Consider the following 19,003-nt stretch of genomic DNA (forward strand, 5'->3'; position numbering starts at 1 on the left):
AGAATCTCCCCTAAGTCCATTCCTTCTTAAGGGAGATTCTACTTAAACTATTTTGTAACAATTGGAATTATCAATAAAGCATGATCTGATCCAAAACGACACCCTCGTCCAATGCCTTAATCACCAGCTTATGCGATTTTCGTTTGCTGACGGGTAGTTTCACTTTTCGTATCGCTTGATTGCGCAACACATTTTCTTTCCATTCTTCGCTACGCCCTTTGGTTTCATAAGAAACGGTTTGCGGAGCCGATTTATCAACTGACAGTGTGAAACGCAGTTGTTTTTCATCCATAGGATGATTGGGTAACAAGCGTATTTCAACTTCCACAGAATCGGTCTTCCAATCATCAAAAACAAAAGTGAGAGAAGTATTTTTACCGATACCTGCCGCTTTACCCTCATATCCCAACCCTTCGCACTGTAAAGGATTTCCGGCTGTACAATCCATAGCATTCCATTTATAGGCAGGAGTCTTCTCATTTACCATAGGCGTAACGGCAGTTTCATGTGCCACACGTTTAAAGACAGGGAGTTTGCGGGGTTGGAAATCCATCATGTGAATCCACTTTCCGTTTTGCAAAGCGTTATACCGACGCGTCAGTGAAGCAATGCTATCGAAAGCTGCATCACTTTGTTCCCAATCGACCTTTCCGTGACGGGCAAGTTGTGCATTCAGGAGCTTCCGGTTCATTTGGTCGGCAGCTTGTACGGGATATTTTACCAATTGCATATAGGCATCTTTCCGGTAGACAGGAAGTTTGGCCTCAACTTCTTCGACTACGGAAGACAAAGCAGCATAATCTCTCAAGCGTTCACGAATGGCCTGTTCACTCCAAGGCAGGTCTTTTACTTTCTTATAAATAGGGTCACGTTCTTCTTCACGCGTATTCCCCATAAACTCGGGCTTGCGGATATAGGCCAAGCGGTAATGTTCTTTCATCACCGGAAGCAGAGTCTTTGCGTATTCCGTACCAAACTCTCTGCCCAACCAGTTCTTCAAATGAGTTGTAACACCTTCTTCAGCCACCTGTTCTATATTCCATGCCATATCGAGGAATAGCTCAATCTGATATTCGGCAGGTTTGATATCACCTACATTCAGGACCCACATTTTCTGGATGCCACGGTCATAGGCCAGTTTCATCTGCTGATAGAGCAGATACGGGCTAAAAGTACCCAGCCAGAGATAATCGTGCGGACGTCCCCAATAGGATACGTGATAATAGATGCCGTTTCCACCTTTGCGGGCTTGTTCTTCCGGCGTAGGAAAGTGACGGATATAGCCATAATTATCATCACACCAGATCAGCGTGACATCATCGGGCACCTTCAATCCGGCATTATAAATGTCGAGTACTTCCTTGTAAGGTATGAAAGCCTGCGGAATGGCGGTGACATCTTTATTCACATACTTTTCCAGCAAACCACGCTGGTCTTTAAGCACGCGTTCCAACACAGCTTTCTGTTCTGCAACAGTCTTGGCTCCCTGCATTTGTCCGTCGTGCACACCACGCATACCCAAAGTATAGATATTTTCTTGTCCCGCCACTTCTTTCACACGGTCTTCCCAGAATTTGTAAACGGAGGCACTGTTATTCACATAGTCATAATCGCCCTCTCCCCTTCTTCTCCATTCGCCGGCAGCACTACACACCATCGGTTCACAATGAGAAGAACCGATAAAAATACCGAATTCGGCAGCTACTTCCCGATTACCTTTTGTCAGGAAAAAGGGCAAGGTACACTCGTGCATGGCAGGCCAATAAGTATTAGCCCGCAGGCGGAGCAATAACTCAAAGATGCGACGGTTCGTCTTAGGACCGATTTGTTGCTGATCGGCAGGCTCGTAATTCTTACTGCTCCAAGGCATCAATCCCCAATCTTCATCATTGATGAAGATGCCACGGTATTCTACGGAAGGAGACTGTGTCGTTTGGTAATCTGCGGGTAAAGTGAAAGATGTCTTTTTTTCCGGCACCACATCCGCCCACCATTCCCACGGCGATACTCCTATCAGGCGGGAAAGCTCCATAATACCATAAGCTGTACCATGTGCATCGCTTCCGGCTACCAATAGTTTTCCATCCGGTAAAACAGTCAGTAGAAAGGCTTGCTTTTTATCTTTCAGACAAGAAAGATCCACACCAGTTGCCTCTACCAATGAAGTTTTTCCTACAGTTCCCACTATGATATCCCCTTTCCGGACATTCATAACGGCAGGAGTCGAAAATACTGATTGATAGTCACGCATAAACAATTTCAAAGCAGTTTGCACCACTTGTTCTTCCGTATTGTCACTGACCAGTGCAACCGATTGCCCGGAACGTAAATTAAACTGTGCCCAGCCAAGCTGCGCAATAAAAAGCAAAATTAAACTGATAATCCCTTTTCTCATTATTTCAAGTTATTTTTCAAAGATACATCCTATCATTTGGTTAGAAAACTTATTTTTATAGCTCCCCCATACGGATTGAAGTCAAAGGTCAGTTTATCATCCCGATCTTTTACCAACAGACTCTTTCCATTTTGAGATACCTTCACTTTTTCCCTCCCTTTCTTATCCAACACCATTGTCAAAGGTTCGTCGAATAATTCTTTGTCCAGCGACAAACGAGGTGTAACCACCCACTGCGATTTCTTTTTCACAATATCCAGGTGTACATTCTTCCGTTCTTTCACATAGGCCGCTACCTCACGAAAAGTACCGACCCAAATATTATCTTCCTGATTCTTCACTCTACGAAAATGTTCCCATAATATATCCGAAGAAGTGAAGGCATCATATCCGGTAGAGATGCCATGTATCATAGCCACTCCCCAATCACCGGCAATCATAAGCTCCTTCACCCATTTATCCAGCGACTCAACCGTGGATTTCGATTTATCACCACCCACACCATGTTGCCTTGTACGGGTAGCCACTCTACTTTCCGAAGCTTGCCGCAATATCACTTCATCAAAGGCATTGAACGGATAACAGAATGTCAGAGGTTTCTTACCTATCATTGCCCCTATAATGCTATCATTCTTCTCTATTTCCATTTTCACTCCATCTGAGTTAAGATGCTTCAGATTCGCATGCGACCAGCTATGATTGGAGATTTCATGCCCTTTATCAGACATTTCTTTCATCTGCGGCCAAGTCATACGTGACTTACCTTGCCGTGCAGCCTCATTCTCTATAATGTTCCCGCATACCCAGAAAGTACCTTTGAATCCAACCTTCTCCATTTCGGGGAAAACAAGCGTATAGTGCTCCTGTAAACCATCATCAAAAGTATAACTGACAGCACATTCCTTATTGTCCTTATAGTCGGCTACATATACTTCCGGATCACGGTAGCGAATATATGGCACCAGTTCCGGCACTACTTTGGCTACAGCCTCAATAGCAATCCCTGCCACCACTTTTCCACCATATATATTCAGGTGGGTATTATCTACCTTTCCTTTCGGACAGAAGTCATACTTACCCGCGGGCACCCACATAAAGAGTTCCTTTGATTTTTCTACTTCCATCCCAACTACCAGATCATGGGTTAATTTGTTCAAATCAACAAAAGGTACCCCCATTTCTTCAGCTACCTTGCGGGGAGAAATCAAATATTCGCCATGTGTATCTACCAGTACATTTCCTTCTTTCTCATAACTACCTTTATTTTCCATTGCCCCTTCCGGTGGGAAATTCCTACGCACAATTGAATTAAACAACACCGGATAAGCTCCTTTCTCACGTGTCTCCGTTACAAAACGGCGCAGATTATTATCAAAAGTACTTCCCGGGTCAGTGTGCAACTTCTCCGATGGCTTCTCGTCATTATGCCCAAACTGGATAAATACATAATCACCTTTCTTCAGCCTTGAAACAACCGTATCCCAACGTCCTTCATTGATAAAACTAAGCGAACTCCTTCCATTCCGAGCATGGTTATCAACCACAACATCATCAGTCAAGAAGTCAGGAAGCATTTGCCCCCAACCACGCTCAATATTACCATTCCTCAGGCTTTTGTTGGCCATGGTGGAATCACCGATCATAAAGATGGTGATAACGTCTTTCTTTTCCGTTATAAAAGCTGAAAAGAGTAATATCGCACAGAGTGCAAACAGTAGTTTTATTTTCAGATTTTTCATGCTAAGAAATATTCAGTAACAATAAGTAAGTTCATAGATACGGCGTATGGAGCTACGTACAATTAGATGTATTATCGTACATAAAGAAGTACATTTTTTCTATAATCCCTTATTGACCAACAGATAATAGACTAACGCCCAGTCCTGATCATTCGCATAAGGATCGTAAAATTCCGCCTTCACACCGTCAATCTTATAGGGGTACATATAAGCACAAGACGCCTTCCCATCTTCGAAGAAAAGACATAGATTATTCCTCACTACATTTTCCGCACGCTTCTGATAAGAGCTATCACCGGTACATAACGCATAGTAATAATATACCGCACCGGTTATCGTACTCCAATAATGGGGAAAAGTATCACCAAACAGTTCACGTTTGCCAAACCAATGACCATCCCAATGACGAATCGCAACTTCATTCAGATGGTAGCTGGGTTGGGAACCATTGAATGCTTCCAGTACAGGCATTTGCCGTTTCACCTCATCCAGATATTTCTGATTGCCAGTCTCCAGATAGAGCTGTGCAAGGAACTGAATGGCAGGGGCTACAATGCTTTGCTCATAATTTACCTCATGCGCAGGGTAATTTAAACCATTCTTTACAAACACATCACCTGTCTTTATAAAATCGTTCCGCAAATCCGTATATTCTTTCTTCATTCCGGCTTCTTTCAGGCTTTGCAGTCCCAACCGAACAGGAATGCCTATTGCATAAAAGCCATAACCAAACTGCTGGAACATAGATTTCAGAGTCTTATAGCCATCAGTCACAAATTGTTTGCCGCCAGTCACTTTATACATCTGAAAATAGAGTTCCGCCACCCACATATAATTATACCCACGGTTGCGATTCTTCTGGTCTACACTCGAATAGGTTACGTAATTATCCGTTTGCAGTTTCCGGTGTACAAAATCAGTGTACCTCAAAAGAGATTGCTTTAATTCCGGGTCTTTAGTCAGCAAATACTGTTTTGCCAGTAGTACCCCCATACCCAGGCGTTCCGCTCCTTCATCGCGATCCACCGGATTACAGTTTGGCGTATCATTCAGATAAATGCTATCACCTTCATTATCATAAACCATATAAGCCCCATCACGCAAATCAGACGGATTGTTCATCTGTTGACGGGTACGAATAAAATCGACACGCTTTCGGATTAAATCAGCCGTATTGCTGATGACCAGACAGTCTGCATGAGTTTGCTTATTTCCATTGTAATAGAAATCAAAACGTACTTCTCCAGCCTGTTCCATCGGTACTTCTACAAAACAAAGATTCCCCGCCTGTTTTACGGGGACAGGTACTCCATTCATCTTAGCGGTACACGCTTCTAAAGGTTCCAGACTCCGACATTCCACACGGACTTTCTCTCCTTTCTCAAACACATATTTATTACAAGATACAAGTACACTCCCTTTTTCCAGAAGCTTACGGCGGAAATCATCATTCCCATTGTGAGCAAAGATATGCCACTCCAGTGAATAGCTTTCTCCCGGCTGCAACAATAAATCCGGTAGATCCAATGCAATGATACCTCTTGTCTGTGAGTTTGCCTTTTTACGTCCACGTTCCCAGATTTCATAGTTCCTGATAGCTCCGTTCGTCACCACCAGTCCCAGATGGGGAGTAAAAGCTCCCATACGGATAGCATTGACATAGGCAGCACTTCCACCTTTCCAAATATGCGTATGAGCACGGGAATTAATGCATTGTTGTGCATCCGGGTAATTATCATTGAAAGGAGTGCAGATAGCCACATCATATAAAGATACAGGTTCTTCTCCTTCATTAGTGAAAAAATATTCTTCTACCAAATCGCCCTGTTTTATTTCTCTTTCTACCAGAATGCGTATATCACCTTCACGATATAAAACTTTCATTCCGTCAGGACTGATTTCCACAGGTACTCTCCATTCCCGCTTTACGGTTTCCTTTCCTTTAACCGCCGTAAAGTATCCCAATCCCCAACCATAGTTATCCTTAACCCAAGGGTATTGAGTCCCATCAGTTTTCACTACCCAGTTCATACTACGATTATCACCCTTCAAGGTCAGTTCACTAATAGCACCGGTAGAGGGATTAATACGTATCTCCACAGGAAAATTCCCGGCAGATAAACAATTGACTGCAATCAACAGACAAACAAAAATCCCGATTCTTTTTATCAGTTCGTTTTTCATGACATAGCTCTGGTTTTTAATAACTTCGATCTTTGCTTTTTTAACTCCTCAAAAATAATAAATACTATCAATAGTCACAAAACTATTATCACTTCCATAAATCGTTTTCGTTTTATCCGTCCATATTGGCATTATACCTGTCACTTCTATCAATAAAGTATAACTATCTTCCGGCATCTCTGGAGTCATGATGCGAATCGCTTTTTCCGGATATTTACTATAAAAATCTACTAAAGAAACATACACCGTATCCTTCTTGGCATCCAGCAAACTCACTCTTGCGTATCCGCTATGAGGATTCGATTCCCCAATCACTGCAGCATGAGTCCCTTTAAAAGGAATACTCAGAACACTGCCCCGAACATTCGAAGATAACCCCTCGTTGTCTTGCTTCCAATCCGGTGTAAATTCCATCTTTGAAATAGGAACCAACTTTCCTTCACGTAATGCATCTACTGGTTTCAGTTGGTCGATATCCCAGCATTGCCAATACTCTGGAATGGAAATATGCGTTCCATTTACTTGCAAAGGCATCCACACATAAGTAGCAGCCGAGGCCTGATGAGGATATGACCAGCGATCACCCATAAACATCGGAATTGTGTCATTGCCCCGTTTCAACGGAAAGACAAATGTACTTTGTGAATTATAAGTTAACTTTCCTTCCGGACAGAACAACCCTTGTTTTGTCCAAGGACCTTCAATTTTCGGTGCCGTAAAATAGAAATTATCATTTTTCTCCCAACTGGTCAGATTGGAGTAGAGCATATAATATATACCGTTTTTCTTAAACATGGCAGGCGATTCTCCTGAGCCTTTCACATGAGCTACTTCTGCCTCTATGGAGCGATAATCATCGCTCAGCCGATAAATAGGCCCGTGATGGATTAGCAAATACCCTTTACCATCCGTATCCTGAAAGGTTCCCATATCCCAACGTTTAACAGGTTTTCCATCATGAAGTAAAGGTCCTTGTAATTTATACTCCCCATTTATTGTACTGCATGTAGCATAACCGATATAAGGATCCTTATACCCCATATCGTCCGCATGCATATACATGACATATTCTCCTGTAGAAGGACATTTCATCACCTTTACCCGCTCACCTACACGATTGGGTCCCAATATACCGTCTGGTTGTACCGGTAGTACTACCCTTTCAAATTTCCAATTCACCAAATCATCCGAAGAATAGCAACTAAAACCCGGAAAAGCATTGCTTTTATCTGATTTATATTCACCGAAAAGGTAATATCTACCGTTATCCTCAACTATGCAGGCACCATGTGCATTAACGATATTTCCTTGATTATCGAACCAAGGGATTCCATTATAAACAATCTTTCCGGAACCCTCATTTGAGATTCCTGCACACCCTACACAAAAAAAAGCTACTAATAAAAGCAATTTAATCATATCTATTATCTATTAGAAAACAAATTTATTTATCACCTGTACGGTTCAATACGGAATAGGAAACATTCTTTTCTACCACATTTTCCGTGTAATTTACCTTCTTAACAAAATCTTTTACTTCCCCCACATATACATCTTCAATCACTATATTCCTGGCAGGAAGTCTGGCATCTCCTTTCAGTTCGTAGATGGCATCAGCCGAAGTACATGTCACATTTTTCATATAAATGCCATCAATACGCGTAATGCGTTCTTCATACGTAGGAACAAGATCTTTCCATTGATAAAGCACATCTGTATCTATTTCAAGTACCCGTTGTACATGCCCGGCTTTGATATTCTCCATGTGAATATTCTCCACAAATGCTCCACGCCGATGATTGGTCTTGACAAAAAAGAGCCTTCTGACGGATTGCGGCACCTTGCAATCATGCATATACACATTACGGATACCCCCTGAAATTTCACTGCCAATGCCCAATAAAGTATGCCCCTCTACAATGTCGCAATTACGGATTACAATATTCTCCGTTGGTGTATTCAGACGCCATGCATCGCGATTACGTCCCGCCTTGATTACCACCGCATCATCTCCCTGATCGAAAGTACAATCTTCCACCAAAAAGTTACGGGTCATCTCAAGGTCAATCCCATCGTTATTGTGTCCATGAGCTTTTACATCCAGATTACGGACAATGCCGCCATCACACATATACATATGCACAGTCCAGAATGGGCTTTCCCTGATTTTGAATCCATCAAGCAAGATATTCCTGCAACGGTTGAATTGTATCAGATGCGGACGTAAATGGTTCTCGCCTACAGCCATCTCCCGTTTTTCTACAGGAACATCTGTAGATGCCATTGTATAAAGTTCTTTCAATGCATTCATGTGAGCCTTGGGACGGGCAAACCAGACTTTCCAAGTATCCATTTTAGGCTTCAGCATTCCTTTGCCTGTTATAGCTATATTCTCACACTCAAAAGCATAAATTAATGGAGAATAGTTATAACACTCCATGCCTTCCCATGAAGTCATTACAGATGGTAAATAATCAGATGGATTATCAGTAAAACGTAACACTGCATTCTCTGCCAGATAAAGATTTACGTTACTTTTCAAATGTATTGATCCTGTAAGCCATTCCCCTTCAGGCACTAAGACTCTACCACCTCCTGCTTTACTGCAAGCATTTATCGCTTGGGCAATGGCATCCGTATTATCCACCTGTCCTCCCTTTATAGCACCATACTCCTCTATAGAAAAACTCCTTGAGGGATAAATAAATTCTTTAATTACCTCCATACGGAAAGGAGCATCTACCTTTATTTCTCGATATTGTCCCCACAAAGGCAGCAATGAAAATGTAGAAATACAGAATACCAGTAACCATCTCATTAATAAAGTATTTTTCATAACGTTTTCACCTATTTTATTTTTAATAATCCTACAGTTCTTCCTCATTTCTTCCGCAGGGTAATCATTGTATAAGAATATTTAGGAAATGTATAAGTTACAATATCATCCATACTTAATTCTGAAAATTGAGGAACTACATTATCTTGTTTATCTATAGTATTGTATTCTGTGAGTTCACAATTTCCCATAGATATGACTTTTGCCTTGTTTCTCACCTTTCCAAAGCCCTTCACATTTATCACGCTCTCTTGGGGTTGATCAGTCATGTTTACAATATAGAGTGTCAGTTCATCACCTTTATCATCTATCTTTGCTGTAAGATCAATCTTCTGCTCATCACTGCTAATTGTCTTCACCACATTCGGTTTCCACGACTTCATCATTAGTTCATCTATATAAGCCGATGGCTGAAACCATACTTTATCTGACGTATAGTGAATTCGTCCCTGATCCCACATATAATGTAATCCGTGTGGTTGAAACGTATTAGCTGTCCCCATCATCTTGAAACAATCACCATAACGTTGCAACACAATCCAATTATGAGCATGAGCCAAACCACGATCCCAATCACAACGAGACCCATTTTCTTCCATAGGACATAAATTCAATTTAAAACCGGGATAATCTTTAGCCAACTCACGCTGCAAGTCTATTCCCATCTCACTCTCAAGCCACTCTTTATCACCAGCAAAACTACGACTGCCACTATAATGTGAATCCCATGCAAACTTATCGCCTTTACCTTGAGCTATAAACCATCCCACCAATTCCGAAGCTAACGCATAATTCTGATTTCCACGTATATATCTGTTTCTACTAATATTCAATGAAACCATAATAGACATATCAGGATCTACCGACCAAGCAGCTTTAGCAAACTTCTTTACACATTCCACATATCCGCGGGAAATACGCCGTTCATTATCCACTTGAATATACTTTAAATTATATGGTATCGGATGGCCATCTGCTGCACGACGTGCTCCCCACTCTGAAGTAACCTCTCCATTAACATATTCTACAAAATCCCGGATATCCTCAGCTGTTTCATCCATACTCATACCGATAATTGCTACAGCATTAATGCACTCAGCGGCTTGAAGCATTTCGATAATACCAAAACTGTGGGTAGCATAAACGTTAAAACCTGAGCGAAACAATACCCGACGTTCATCAATAGGTCCAAGCATTTTTTTCCAACGATAAAGGAATTTATCGGCTCCTACGTCCACCATGGAACCATTATAACGGAAAGCTGTGATACCCTGTTTTTTCAATGCATCTATGAAAGATTTACGTAAAGGATATCCGTTCGAACGCCCCCAATCGCCCGGCTGCAAAAAAGCAAAGCCCAAATTAAGCGTACCCGGTTGCTTTAAAGTTATGCAAAAATCGCCATTAGCCGTATAAGCAGAAGGAGTCAGATTGAACTGTACTTTTTCATAATTACCATTACCTTCCAATATATAAGATTTTTCATCCAGTATCTGTCCATTTTCATCTCTTAGGGAAATATAAACATTAGTAGGTTTTTCAGCCATTATACGCAGTACACCGTCATAAGGCTTTCCTTTCTCATAACAAATCCCCATACGATAAAGGCCCAAATTGCTGATACCCACTTCACCTGTACCACTGATAAAATTTATCTGCTGTGTTTGCCTACCTATATAAGCCTTACCATCACGTATCAGTTTATAACTGTATTCAGGTTGTCCGCTTACTATTTTACTCCAATATTTAGTTATCTGTTCATTACCGTTAATCCGTTCCAGCATTATCCGTTGAATATTAGCCGGAAGTGAATCAAAAGGTAAGAAACGTCCAGTGAATTTCAGTCCTGAAATGATTTTGGGCTTCTCGAACGGAGTAGCATCATAAATATCTTTGGAATAAAAATCATATTTCTCTGACAAGTTATTCCAATTAACCCGATGATAAATATCACTTTGAGTAATAAGATGCGGAATACGTCTTTCATCAAGCACTACATAGAGTTTTGAGTAATCAGCACGTTTCACGTTCAGAAAATCAATATCGATATTCTCCTCAAAGGCCTCACCATGTAACAGCTGGCTAAAAACACCTCCATTGGTTTGGTTGTTCAAGTCTTCAATATTGGTTCCATTGAACAATTTACTTACAGTAGCGATTTTCTTACTTGCATCCACCTCTAATCGTACCTGCGCATACCCAGTTGTCACCATTAGTGGCAAACAGATACTTAATAACAAAATATATCCGATTTTCATTTTGATTTTCTTCCTTTCTTATTATTAGGATTATTCATATCATTATCCGTTCAAAATAGTTGCAACTCATCAATATTTCCTGCAGATAATGGATAGACCACACGATTCACCCGTTTATAATTTCCTGTGGATTCTAATTTTATCAGATTGTCCATAGCAGCATTAAGAGTTACCATAGTTTCTACTGTACGATAATTAGTCCAAGAACCGGTATCTTCCAATTGAATCACCTGCATCTTTCCATTCACAAAAAGCAGGCATTTGACAGCTTTTCCACTCCCATTAGAATATCTTATTTTTAAAGTTTTCTTACCACCAGCTTTTCCATCAACTCTCTTCCAAATGATACACGCACCTTCAGAAGAAGGTAGTTGTGCATATCCATTACCGGCAAAGCCAACGCCTTCAATTGCAGCATCTGATTTCGTCCCAGCACAAAGGATAGCATTCTCTGCCTGATAAATGATATAGGGAATAGTAAGTCCCAAGTCTTTACAAATAAGCAGTACCGTTGTACCAGCTTCCACAGACAAAGACCTGTTAGTGGAAGGAGATGCATCGAAGAGTACTGATGAAGACAAAAGAACTTCCCCCTCATTTACCCAACAATTATTATCATCAAAATAACCTTTGCTGGCAGAAAGTACATCAATACCGTCTGGAAGTGTAAAACGCCCTCCTTTGGAACTCATTAACACAAGTTCGGTATTACTCCTCAAAATACTTATGCCTTGAGATGTCGGATAATTAGGTTCAAACACAATTCCTGCATTACTGACACTTGGAGTAGAATTTCCTCCTTCCCAATTGTGTACAAACAGACCATAACCGTGGGCATTTATAGCAAGATCAACCCTGTCACTACTCAATATCTTATTTACCAAACGAATATCCTCAAGATAGGCAACTAACGGCTTTACCATATCTCCATCCCTTCCATATAAACTTTCAATACTATAAAAGTCAAAAGCAGAATTTCCAGACAAAGCTGCCAGATGCATCTGTGCTGCATAAGGCACATTCGTATTAGTCTCCATTATCATACGAAAATTCTTACCCACATAAGGCATATTGTACCTCATACTTGCCACAAATGAGGTGTCTGACGAGAAATGATGCCGATAAGTATCGATACCCATAAAATCAAGATTTGTACCTTCTTTCGAAATACGACGTTCCTCATTCCCATACACACGAGCCATGACATTCCAATACACACAATTGGCCCGTGTCCACACAACATAGTCAGATTGTTTCACAGCACTTGCCACTTTACTTAAATAAGAAATGACTTCGGAGTTTGCGAATAGTCCCTTCTGTCCTATCGCTTCATTGTTTATCTGCACGCCGATAATCGGATGTTTGTTCCCATTAGCTTTATCCCATTCACTTATATGCTTCATCACCACTCCTAACACATATGTTTCTCTTGCACATAAACGATCATCCGTCATATCCATGCTATAATCCGACATATCACGACGGATGCGGTAATCGCTTGTCGTTTCTTTTGAATCCGGTGCAGGAGAGTAAAGTACATAGTCAGGAGTACGTAGATGGTTCGGCATCTCTTTCGAGCGACTCAGCCATTGCACATGACCTCCACTATTGGCACCAAACCACAGCATTTCCATCTTCAGCCCATATTTATTCACCAATGTCAGGTATTCATCCAAAATCTTCCAATCAAAGTTATCTTTTTCCGGTTCTACTTCATACCAATGTACGGGAATGGAAACTGTATTAAATCCATCGGCCGCAGCCTGTGCAACCAAGGCTTCACAAGCGGCATCACTCCATTTCTCGGAATAACGCAACAAATCAAGCCGTATCTGGATATTAATCATATAATAAGGGGTTCCATCTACCCGCAACACGTATTTCTGTGCTCCTTCCAAACTCGTATCAACCCATGATACCGCATCCACGTTCTTCTTACTTTCAGAAATACGATTTTTAGCATCCAGTAATAAAGAGACATTTAACAGCAAGACACAAACTAAAATCCATCTATATTTTGGCTTCACAATCATCCTTTTTATATTTAAAGATTATCCGCATATTTGAGCAAAGTATGCGGATAACCTGTTTTTATTCTAATATTTATTTCTCAGCAGGCATATCGGCTGTAACAGGCCAATATGGATTTTGATAAATAGGAGAAGTTTCAACCGAACGTCCATCAGTCGATGTTATGAGGAATTGATCTATTCGGATAGGTTCCAAATAATGAGCCATTTTCCAGACAAAACCATCATGACAAATCTGATTACTTCTTTTTCTATAAGGACGGAGATATTCACTGTCATCCGGTGAAGAAACATTGGCTTTGCTATCATTTCCATATACCAATATAGTATTTCCTGTATTATCATTATACCAGTTTTGCATAGGTGTATTCCATAGATGAAAACCTTCGGGGATATAAGGTTCAGTAAGCATCTGATCCATAGCTCTCCAACGACATAAATCCATCCAACGGAAACCTTCGGAAAGAAGTTCACAACGACGTTCCCGGCGAATGTTATATAGTGTTTTGTCAGTCAATATCTGTCCCGCAGAATAGGCTCCCCAGTCGTTTTCAGCCTCTTTACTCATATTAGTTGCCACTATAGTAGCGTCAATATCTGTACTAACTAAAGCCCTGCTACGAAGTTTTTGCCAATATTCACGCGCCAAAGCATCAAGTGTTCCATTTCTCTCATAACTGGCTTCCATATAGTTCAACAACGCCTCTACCGACCGATATATGACAAGTCCTAAATAACCCTTATTCTGAACCAGATACTTACTATCCCAAGCACCTCCCTTACGTAATGCATATCCTGTTGTATAGGCATATTGCAAAGAACCTGTTGTTATATCAGGATAGGGTTCATCCAACCAAATATTGGTAAGCCCGGTAACACTTTCCACTAAAACATTCTTTTGCCCTGGTTCTTTCAAGAAAAGACTCAAACGACTGTCCCGATTTTGACGTACATCATTAATAGTTTTGTCTCCCTTATAATAGCCGTCGCCATCAGCATAAGTACCATGAGCATAAACAGGAAGTCCATCAGCCATCAAGAAGTTCTGTACATACCCACGCGTCATACCAACTCCCCAGTTGCTCTCATCTGCTGCCAAAGCCACATCTTGTCCACTACCCAGACCCGATACATATTGACGCCACATCAAAACCTCGTCTACACCAGACAAATCCTCTGAACCAAACATTGCAAAGAAAGGATTCTCCGGAGTATTCACATCTTGTTTCAATATACCCGTATTCTCAGTTAACCGATCTTTATATTTCTCTGCTACTTCTTTTGAAGCAGCCATAGCTTCATCCAGGAACCAATTAATTTCATTGTCTATACTTCCACTGGGATATTGATAATTCGCATTGTATTCTTTACTCTTGCCTGGCCACCCTTCGCCATTGGGCACAAAAGCCGTACCTTTAAAATATTTCAGCCATGTACCTTCATAAAGAGCTACGCGTGATTTAAGCAATAAAACTACATCCCTATTGATACGGGTTTTCTGCATATCTTTTCCAGCCAGCAAGGCAGCAGCTTTATCCAAGTCTGACAGAATGAACCTTGCTACTTCATTACGTGGAGAACGCTTGGCCGCTTCAGTCAATACCAACATATCATCAGCCAAAGGCTCTGTTATAATAGGAAAATCCCCAAATTGCTGGTAACGGTTGAAGTATTCGAGTGCACGCAAAAAATACATTTCTCCAATATAGTGTTTCACATTCTGTAAATCACCAGTAATAGTATTCTGGCTTCCCGATAAATCTTCGCCGAACTTAGGCAATACACAAGAGAAAAAGAAATTCAGATTATAGATAGTTTTAAAGCTCCAATTTCCACTACTATTAGGTACTTTCCATTCACCCGGAAAGAAATAAGAGGGAGCACTTTCAGCAATCTGATTATCTGTACCCTGATCATTAGCATAAATACCATAGGAGTTGCCGGGACAAGAAGGAAGTACACTTGCATACCATTTATCGGCATATGCCTGCAATTGTGAGGCATCCGTAAAGTAGGTCTCGGGAGCAAGATCAGACCTCGGTTCCATATCAAGAAAATCATCACACGATGCAAACATGCCACCCAGTACGAAAGCTGTTAATATTATATATTTAGTCGTTTTCATTTTTCATGAAGATTAAAAAGTTAAACTTAAACCAAAAGACCATGTAGAAGAGAGTGGATAGGCATTCCCCCCCCAACCGCCAGTACAGGTTTCAGGATCAAACAAAGAATTTAAAGAAGTAAAAGTCAATAGGTTCTCACCGGAAACAAAGATACGACAGTTGGATACACCCACCTTTTGTAACAAAGATGCAGGTAAAGAATAACCCAATTGTAAGTTCTTCAGGCGCATATAACCTGCATTTTGCATATAACGGCTCTGTACTTTCTGATTCTTTGCACCGAAACTCGTTCCATCGGATGACTTGGAGAAAATAGGTCTTGGATAATAAGAATTCAAATTAGCAGGAATTTCATGCCCGTCCAGTCCGAGAGGTTCATCACGAAAGTAATCACCATGCTCTTCCAAGCCAATAGTGAACCATTTACTAAAGCCACCACGAACCCCCCAGAAATAAGAAGACATTCCTGGCCAAAAATCATGTTTAATAACCCCTTGCAAGAAACAACGAAAATCAAAGCCTTTCCAACTGGCGGTAAGATCAATACCATAGAAATAGTGAGGATTAGCATCACCCAGTAATTTTAAATCACCATGATCTTCTAATGTAGATGATCCTTCGCTGATTTTACCATCATTATTCAAGTCTTTATACATTATATCTCCCGCTGCCCACTGCGACCCCAGTGCAGTCTGACCGCCATTGGGCAAAGAAGCTAAATGAGCATCCATCTCTTCTTGCGTTTTAGCAATACCTATGGTCTCATACCCCCAAATCTCATTAATTTTGTGCCCTGTTATATAACCTGTTTTATATTTATTTTCCGTAAGACTATAATATGGCAGTGTTCCGGTCTTATTACCCGGATAACTGTCAATATAAGTCACTTGATCAGATAATGACACACTTATTCCATAATTCAGTCCATTATTCAAACGGTCTTTCCACGAAAGTGAGACCTCCCATCCCTTAGTCTTTAAATCACAGTTATTCTTCTTCGGCACATCCACCCCCAACGTATTGGGCAGTTGTTCTGCAGGTCCCACCATATTCTTAGTATAACGGATAAAGTAATCAAATGATCCTGACAAGCGATTATTGAAAAAACCATAATCCAATCCTACATCCCATGTACGTACCTTTTCCCATGTCAATGACGTACTAATCAGACTTCCTACACTAGCAGTATTAGGACGCGCACCGTTCTGAATCCAATCACCATTCAATGCTCCCAGATCCATTACACGGTAAGTAGGATACCATGAGTTTGTATTCTGGTTGCCTAACTCTCCATAAGAGAATCTCAATTTTAATTGATCAACAATATGGTTGACCGGGGCAAAGAATTCTTCCTGAGCAATATTCCATCCGGCAGAAAAAGAAGGTGACAGTTGCCAACGGCTGCCACGGCGGAAACGAGAAGTACCATCGTAACGCATATTCACTTCAAATAAATAGCGTCCTAAATAATCATAATTGAGACGACCGAAGAACCCTGCCGTAGCCCATTCGTTAGTATAGCCCTCTACTCCCGTATCTTTAGAATTACCTTTACCATCCAATCCATTCGTCAAGTCAAAATCCCAAAAGTCTTCTTGCTCTGTAATCAATCCATATTTGGTGACCGAAAAATAATGTTGCTTCATCTTCTCCGCCTGAAATCCAGCCATAAACTTAAGATTGTGCTTATCGGCAAAACTGTGAGAATAAGAGCTATAGACATTCAGATTCAAATAATTTTCCTTAAGTTGCGATTCAAATAAGCTAGTACTTTGGCTACCGTTATTTATTTCGTTACCTTGCGGATCATAATTATAATAAGTAAGCGTAGCTTCCTTCACGTGATCATTTTTAATATGATAATTGAACTCGACATTAGTAATCCAATTCTTTACAGGTTCCAGAATAAAAGCACCCTGATAATATTGGCGGTCAATTTGCTGATTCCTCTGTCCACCTTCGGCCAATTGGCGAGGACCATCCTGATTGATATGCCCGTTACGATCGTAGACAGGTAAATTGGGCCAGTTTCCTCTTCCCAAACCATCGTAATAACTATCCGTAAATGCTCTTGGTCTCCAACCGTCAGTACGCGTAAAACGAGTACTCCAGTTAAATTTCAGCCAATCCGTAAGGGTGGCATTGATTTTACCAGTGGCATTGTAGCGTTTCTGTCCTTCTTCACCGAACCGTATCAAACCCTCCTGATCCAAATAATTGAAAGAAGCGTAATAAGACATCTTCTCACTACCTCCCGTCACACTCATATTATGTTCGTGCGAGAATACGGAACTTTTATAAGTTTCCTTCCAGATATCAGTATTGGCATATCCTTTCGTCCAACGGTCCTCCCATGCTGAACTATTCTTTTCATCAAGTCCATACTGTAGTTTTCCTGCTTGGAAATCAAGCATTTTTTGTAATACATCATCAGTATAGTCTTGTCCTACTCCCTGGTTAACACCTGCATAATTCATCATGACTGCAAATGAATAGGAATCCATAGCTTCAGGCATATTGATTGGAGTGGAAATACGGAAACTATTGTTATAATTGACAGAGATTTTACCCTCCTTACCCTTCTTTGTCGTTACAAGGATCACACCGAAGGGAGCACGTGAACCATAAATAGAAGAAGCGGCAGCATCCTTCAAGACTGAGATATTCTCAATATCCTGCGGATTTACCGTATTAATATCTCCCTCCATTCCATCAATCAGAATAAGAGGTGCACCACTCGATCCATCACCAATCGTACCCGTGCCACGCACTGATATATCCATATTTTTTCCCAACTGGCCAGTATTCGTCGTAATCTTCAGACCCGGAACCAAGCCTTGCAAAGCCTGTGTTGCCGATGATACCGGACGGGATTCCAACTCTTTCGCTGTAGCAATTCCCACCGAACCGGTCAGATTCACCTTCTTCTGAGTACCAAAACCTACCACCACAACTTCATCAAGCATTTCAGTATCTTCTTTCAAAGTTACATCAATAACTCTGCCTGCCACTGCCTGTACTTCCTGCGCTTTATATCCTATATAAGAAATGAGAAGCGTTGCACCGGAAGGTACTGAAAGAGAAAAGTTACCGTTGACATCAGTAATAGTGCCATTAGATGCATTCCCTTTTTCTACAACACTGGCACCGATGACCGGCCCCAGCGCATCACTTACAGTTCCGGAAACTTTGATTTGTTGTTGAACCGTTTGCACACTTTGTTCATTGCCCGTAGCCCTCACCGTGAGGGGTTGTCCGGCAATGAAACCAGTGCAAAGCAATAAGGCCGCAAGTGCCTTCCGATTGTTTCTAAAAGAATCTGATTTCATTGTTTTCCTTTTAAATTAGATAATAATAATAAGGTTAATAGAATCTCAAAACTATGTCCCATTATGGGATATGCAAAGATATCGAAGTAATAAAGAAAACATAGGG

9 protein-coding genes are annotated in these 19,003 nt (G+C 41.0%); all 9 read right to left on the reverse strand.

The genetic code is table 11. The features are described 5' to 3' along the window. Positions 1-70: 70 nt before the first annotated feature. Entirely contained in the window at positions 71-2,395 is a 2,325-nt protein-coding gene (locus tag K6V21_RS00170) for a glycosyl hydrolase 115 family protein (protein WP_224320477.1), read from the reverse strand. Positions 2,396-2,427: 32 nt separating this feature from the next. Continuing rightward, positions 2,428-4,134 (reverse strand): polysaccharide deacetylase family protein, encoded by a 1,707-nt coding sequence (locus tag K6V21_RS00175; RefSeq protein WP_224320478.1) that lies wholly within the window; start codon positions 4,132-4,134, stop codon positions 2,428-2,430. Positions 4,135-4,233: 99 nt separating this feature from the next. Further along, positions 4,234-6,318: a six-hairpin glycosidase gene (locus K6V21_RS00180; RefSeq protein ID WP_224320479.1), complete on the reverse strand. Its 2,085-nt coding sequence runs from the start codon at positions 6,316-6,318 to the stop codon at positions 4,234-4,236. Between the two features lie 48 nt (positions 6,319-6,366). Next, complete coding sequence (locus tag K6V21_RS00185) at positions 6,367-7,737, reverse strand: family 43 glycosylhydrolase (RefSeq protein WP_224320480.1); 1,371 nt, start codon at positions 7,735-7,737, stop codon at positions 6,367-6,369. Between the two features lie 25 nt (positions 7,738-7,762). Next, positions 7,763-9,136, reverse strand: coding sequence for a glycoside hydrolase family 28 protein (locus K6V21_RS00190; RefSeq protein WP_408912925.1), 1,374 nt, complete (start codon positions 9,134-9,136; stop codon positions 7,763-7,765). 62 nt (positions 9,137-9,198) lie between these two features. After that, on the reverse strand, positions 9,199-11,412 hold the full coding sequence (locus tag K6V21_RS00195) for an alpha-L-arabinofuranosidase C-terminal domain-containing protein (protein ID WP_224320482.1): 2,214 nt from the start codon (positions 11,410-11,412) through the stop codon (positions 9,199-9,201). 50 nt (positions 11,413-11,462) lie between these two features. Then, positions 11,463-13,439: a DUF4978 domain-containing protein gene (locus K6V21_RS00200; RefSeq protein WP_224320483.1), complete on the reverse strand. Its 1,977-nt coding sequence runs from the start codon at positions 13,437-13,439 to the stop codon at positions 11,463-11,465. Positions 13,440-13,515: 76 nt separating this feature from the next. After that, positions 13,516-15,567 (reverse strand): RagB/SusD family nutrient uptake outer membrane protein, encoded by a 2,052-nt coding sequence (locus K6V21_RS00205; RefSeq protein WP_224320484.1) that lies wholly within the window; start codon positions 15,565-15,567, stop codon positions 13,516-13,518. A 12-nt stretch (positions 15,568-15,579) separates the two neighbouring features. Continuing rightward, positions 15,580-18,897 (reverse strand): SusC/RagA family TonB-linked outer membrane protein, encoded by a 3,318-nt coding sequence (locus K6V21_RS00210; RefSeq protein WP_224320485.1) that lies wholly within the window; start codon positions 18,895-18,897, stop codon positions 15,580-15,582. Positions 18,898-19,003 lie beyond the last annotated feature (106 nt).

The sequence above is a fragment of the Bacteroides cellulosilyticus genome (assembly GCF_020091405.1).
In the GTDB taxonomy this organism is placed as follows: domain Bacteria; phylum Bacteroidota; class Bacteroidia; order Bacteroidales; family Bacteroidaceae; genus Bacteroides.

What these genes read in the sequence shown, in the direction of transcription:
- K6V21_RS00190 (WP_408912925.1), bottom strand. Translation starts at nt 9,136, where the DNA reads ATGAGATGGTTACTGGTATTCTGTATTTCTACATTTTCATTGCTGCCT.
- K6V21_RS00195 (WP_224320482.1), bottom strand. Translation starts at nt 11,412, where the DNA reads ATGAAAATCGGATATATTTTGTTATTAAGTATCTGTTTGCCACTAATG.
- K6V21_RS00170 (WP_224320477.1), bottom strand. Translation starts at nt 2,395, where the DNA reads ATGAGAAAAGGGATTATCAGTTTAATTTTGCTTTTTATTGCGCAGCTT.
- K6V21_RS00205 (WP_224320484.1), bottom strand. Translation starts at nt 15,567, where the DNA reads ATGAAAACGACTAAATATATAATATTAACAGCTTTCGTACTGGGTGGC.
- K6V21_RS00210 (WP_224320485.1), bottom strand. Translation starts at nt 18,897, where the DNA reads ATGAAATCAGATTCTTTTAGAAACAATCGGAAGGCACTTGCGGCCTTA.
- K6V21_RS00175 (WP_224320478.1), bottom strand. Translation starts at nt 4,134, where the DNA reads ATGAAAAATCTGAAAATAAAACTACTGTTTGCACTCTGTGCGATATTA.
- K6V21_RS00180 (WP_224320479.1), bottom strand. Translation starts at nt 6,318, where the DNA reads ATGAAAAACGAACTGATAAAAAGAATCGGGATTTTTGTTTGTCTGTTG.
- K6V21_RS00185 (WP_224320480.1), bottom strand. Translation starts at nt 7,737, where the DNA reads ATGATTAAATTGCTTTTATTAGTAGCTTTTTTTTGTGTAGGGTGTGCA.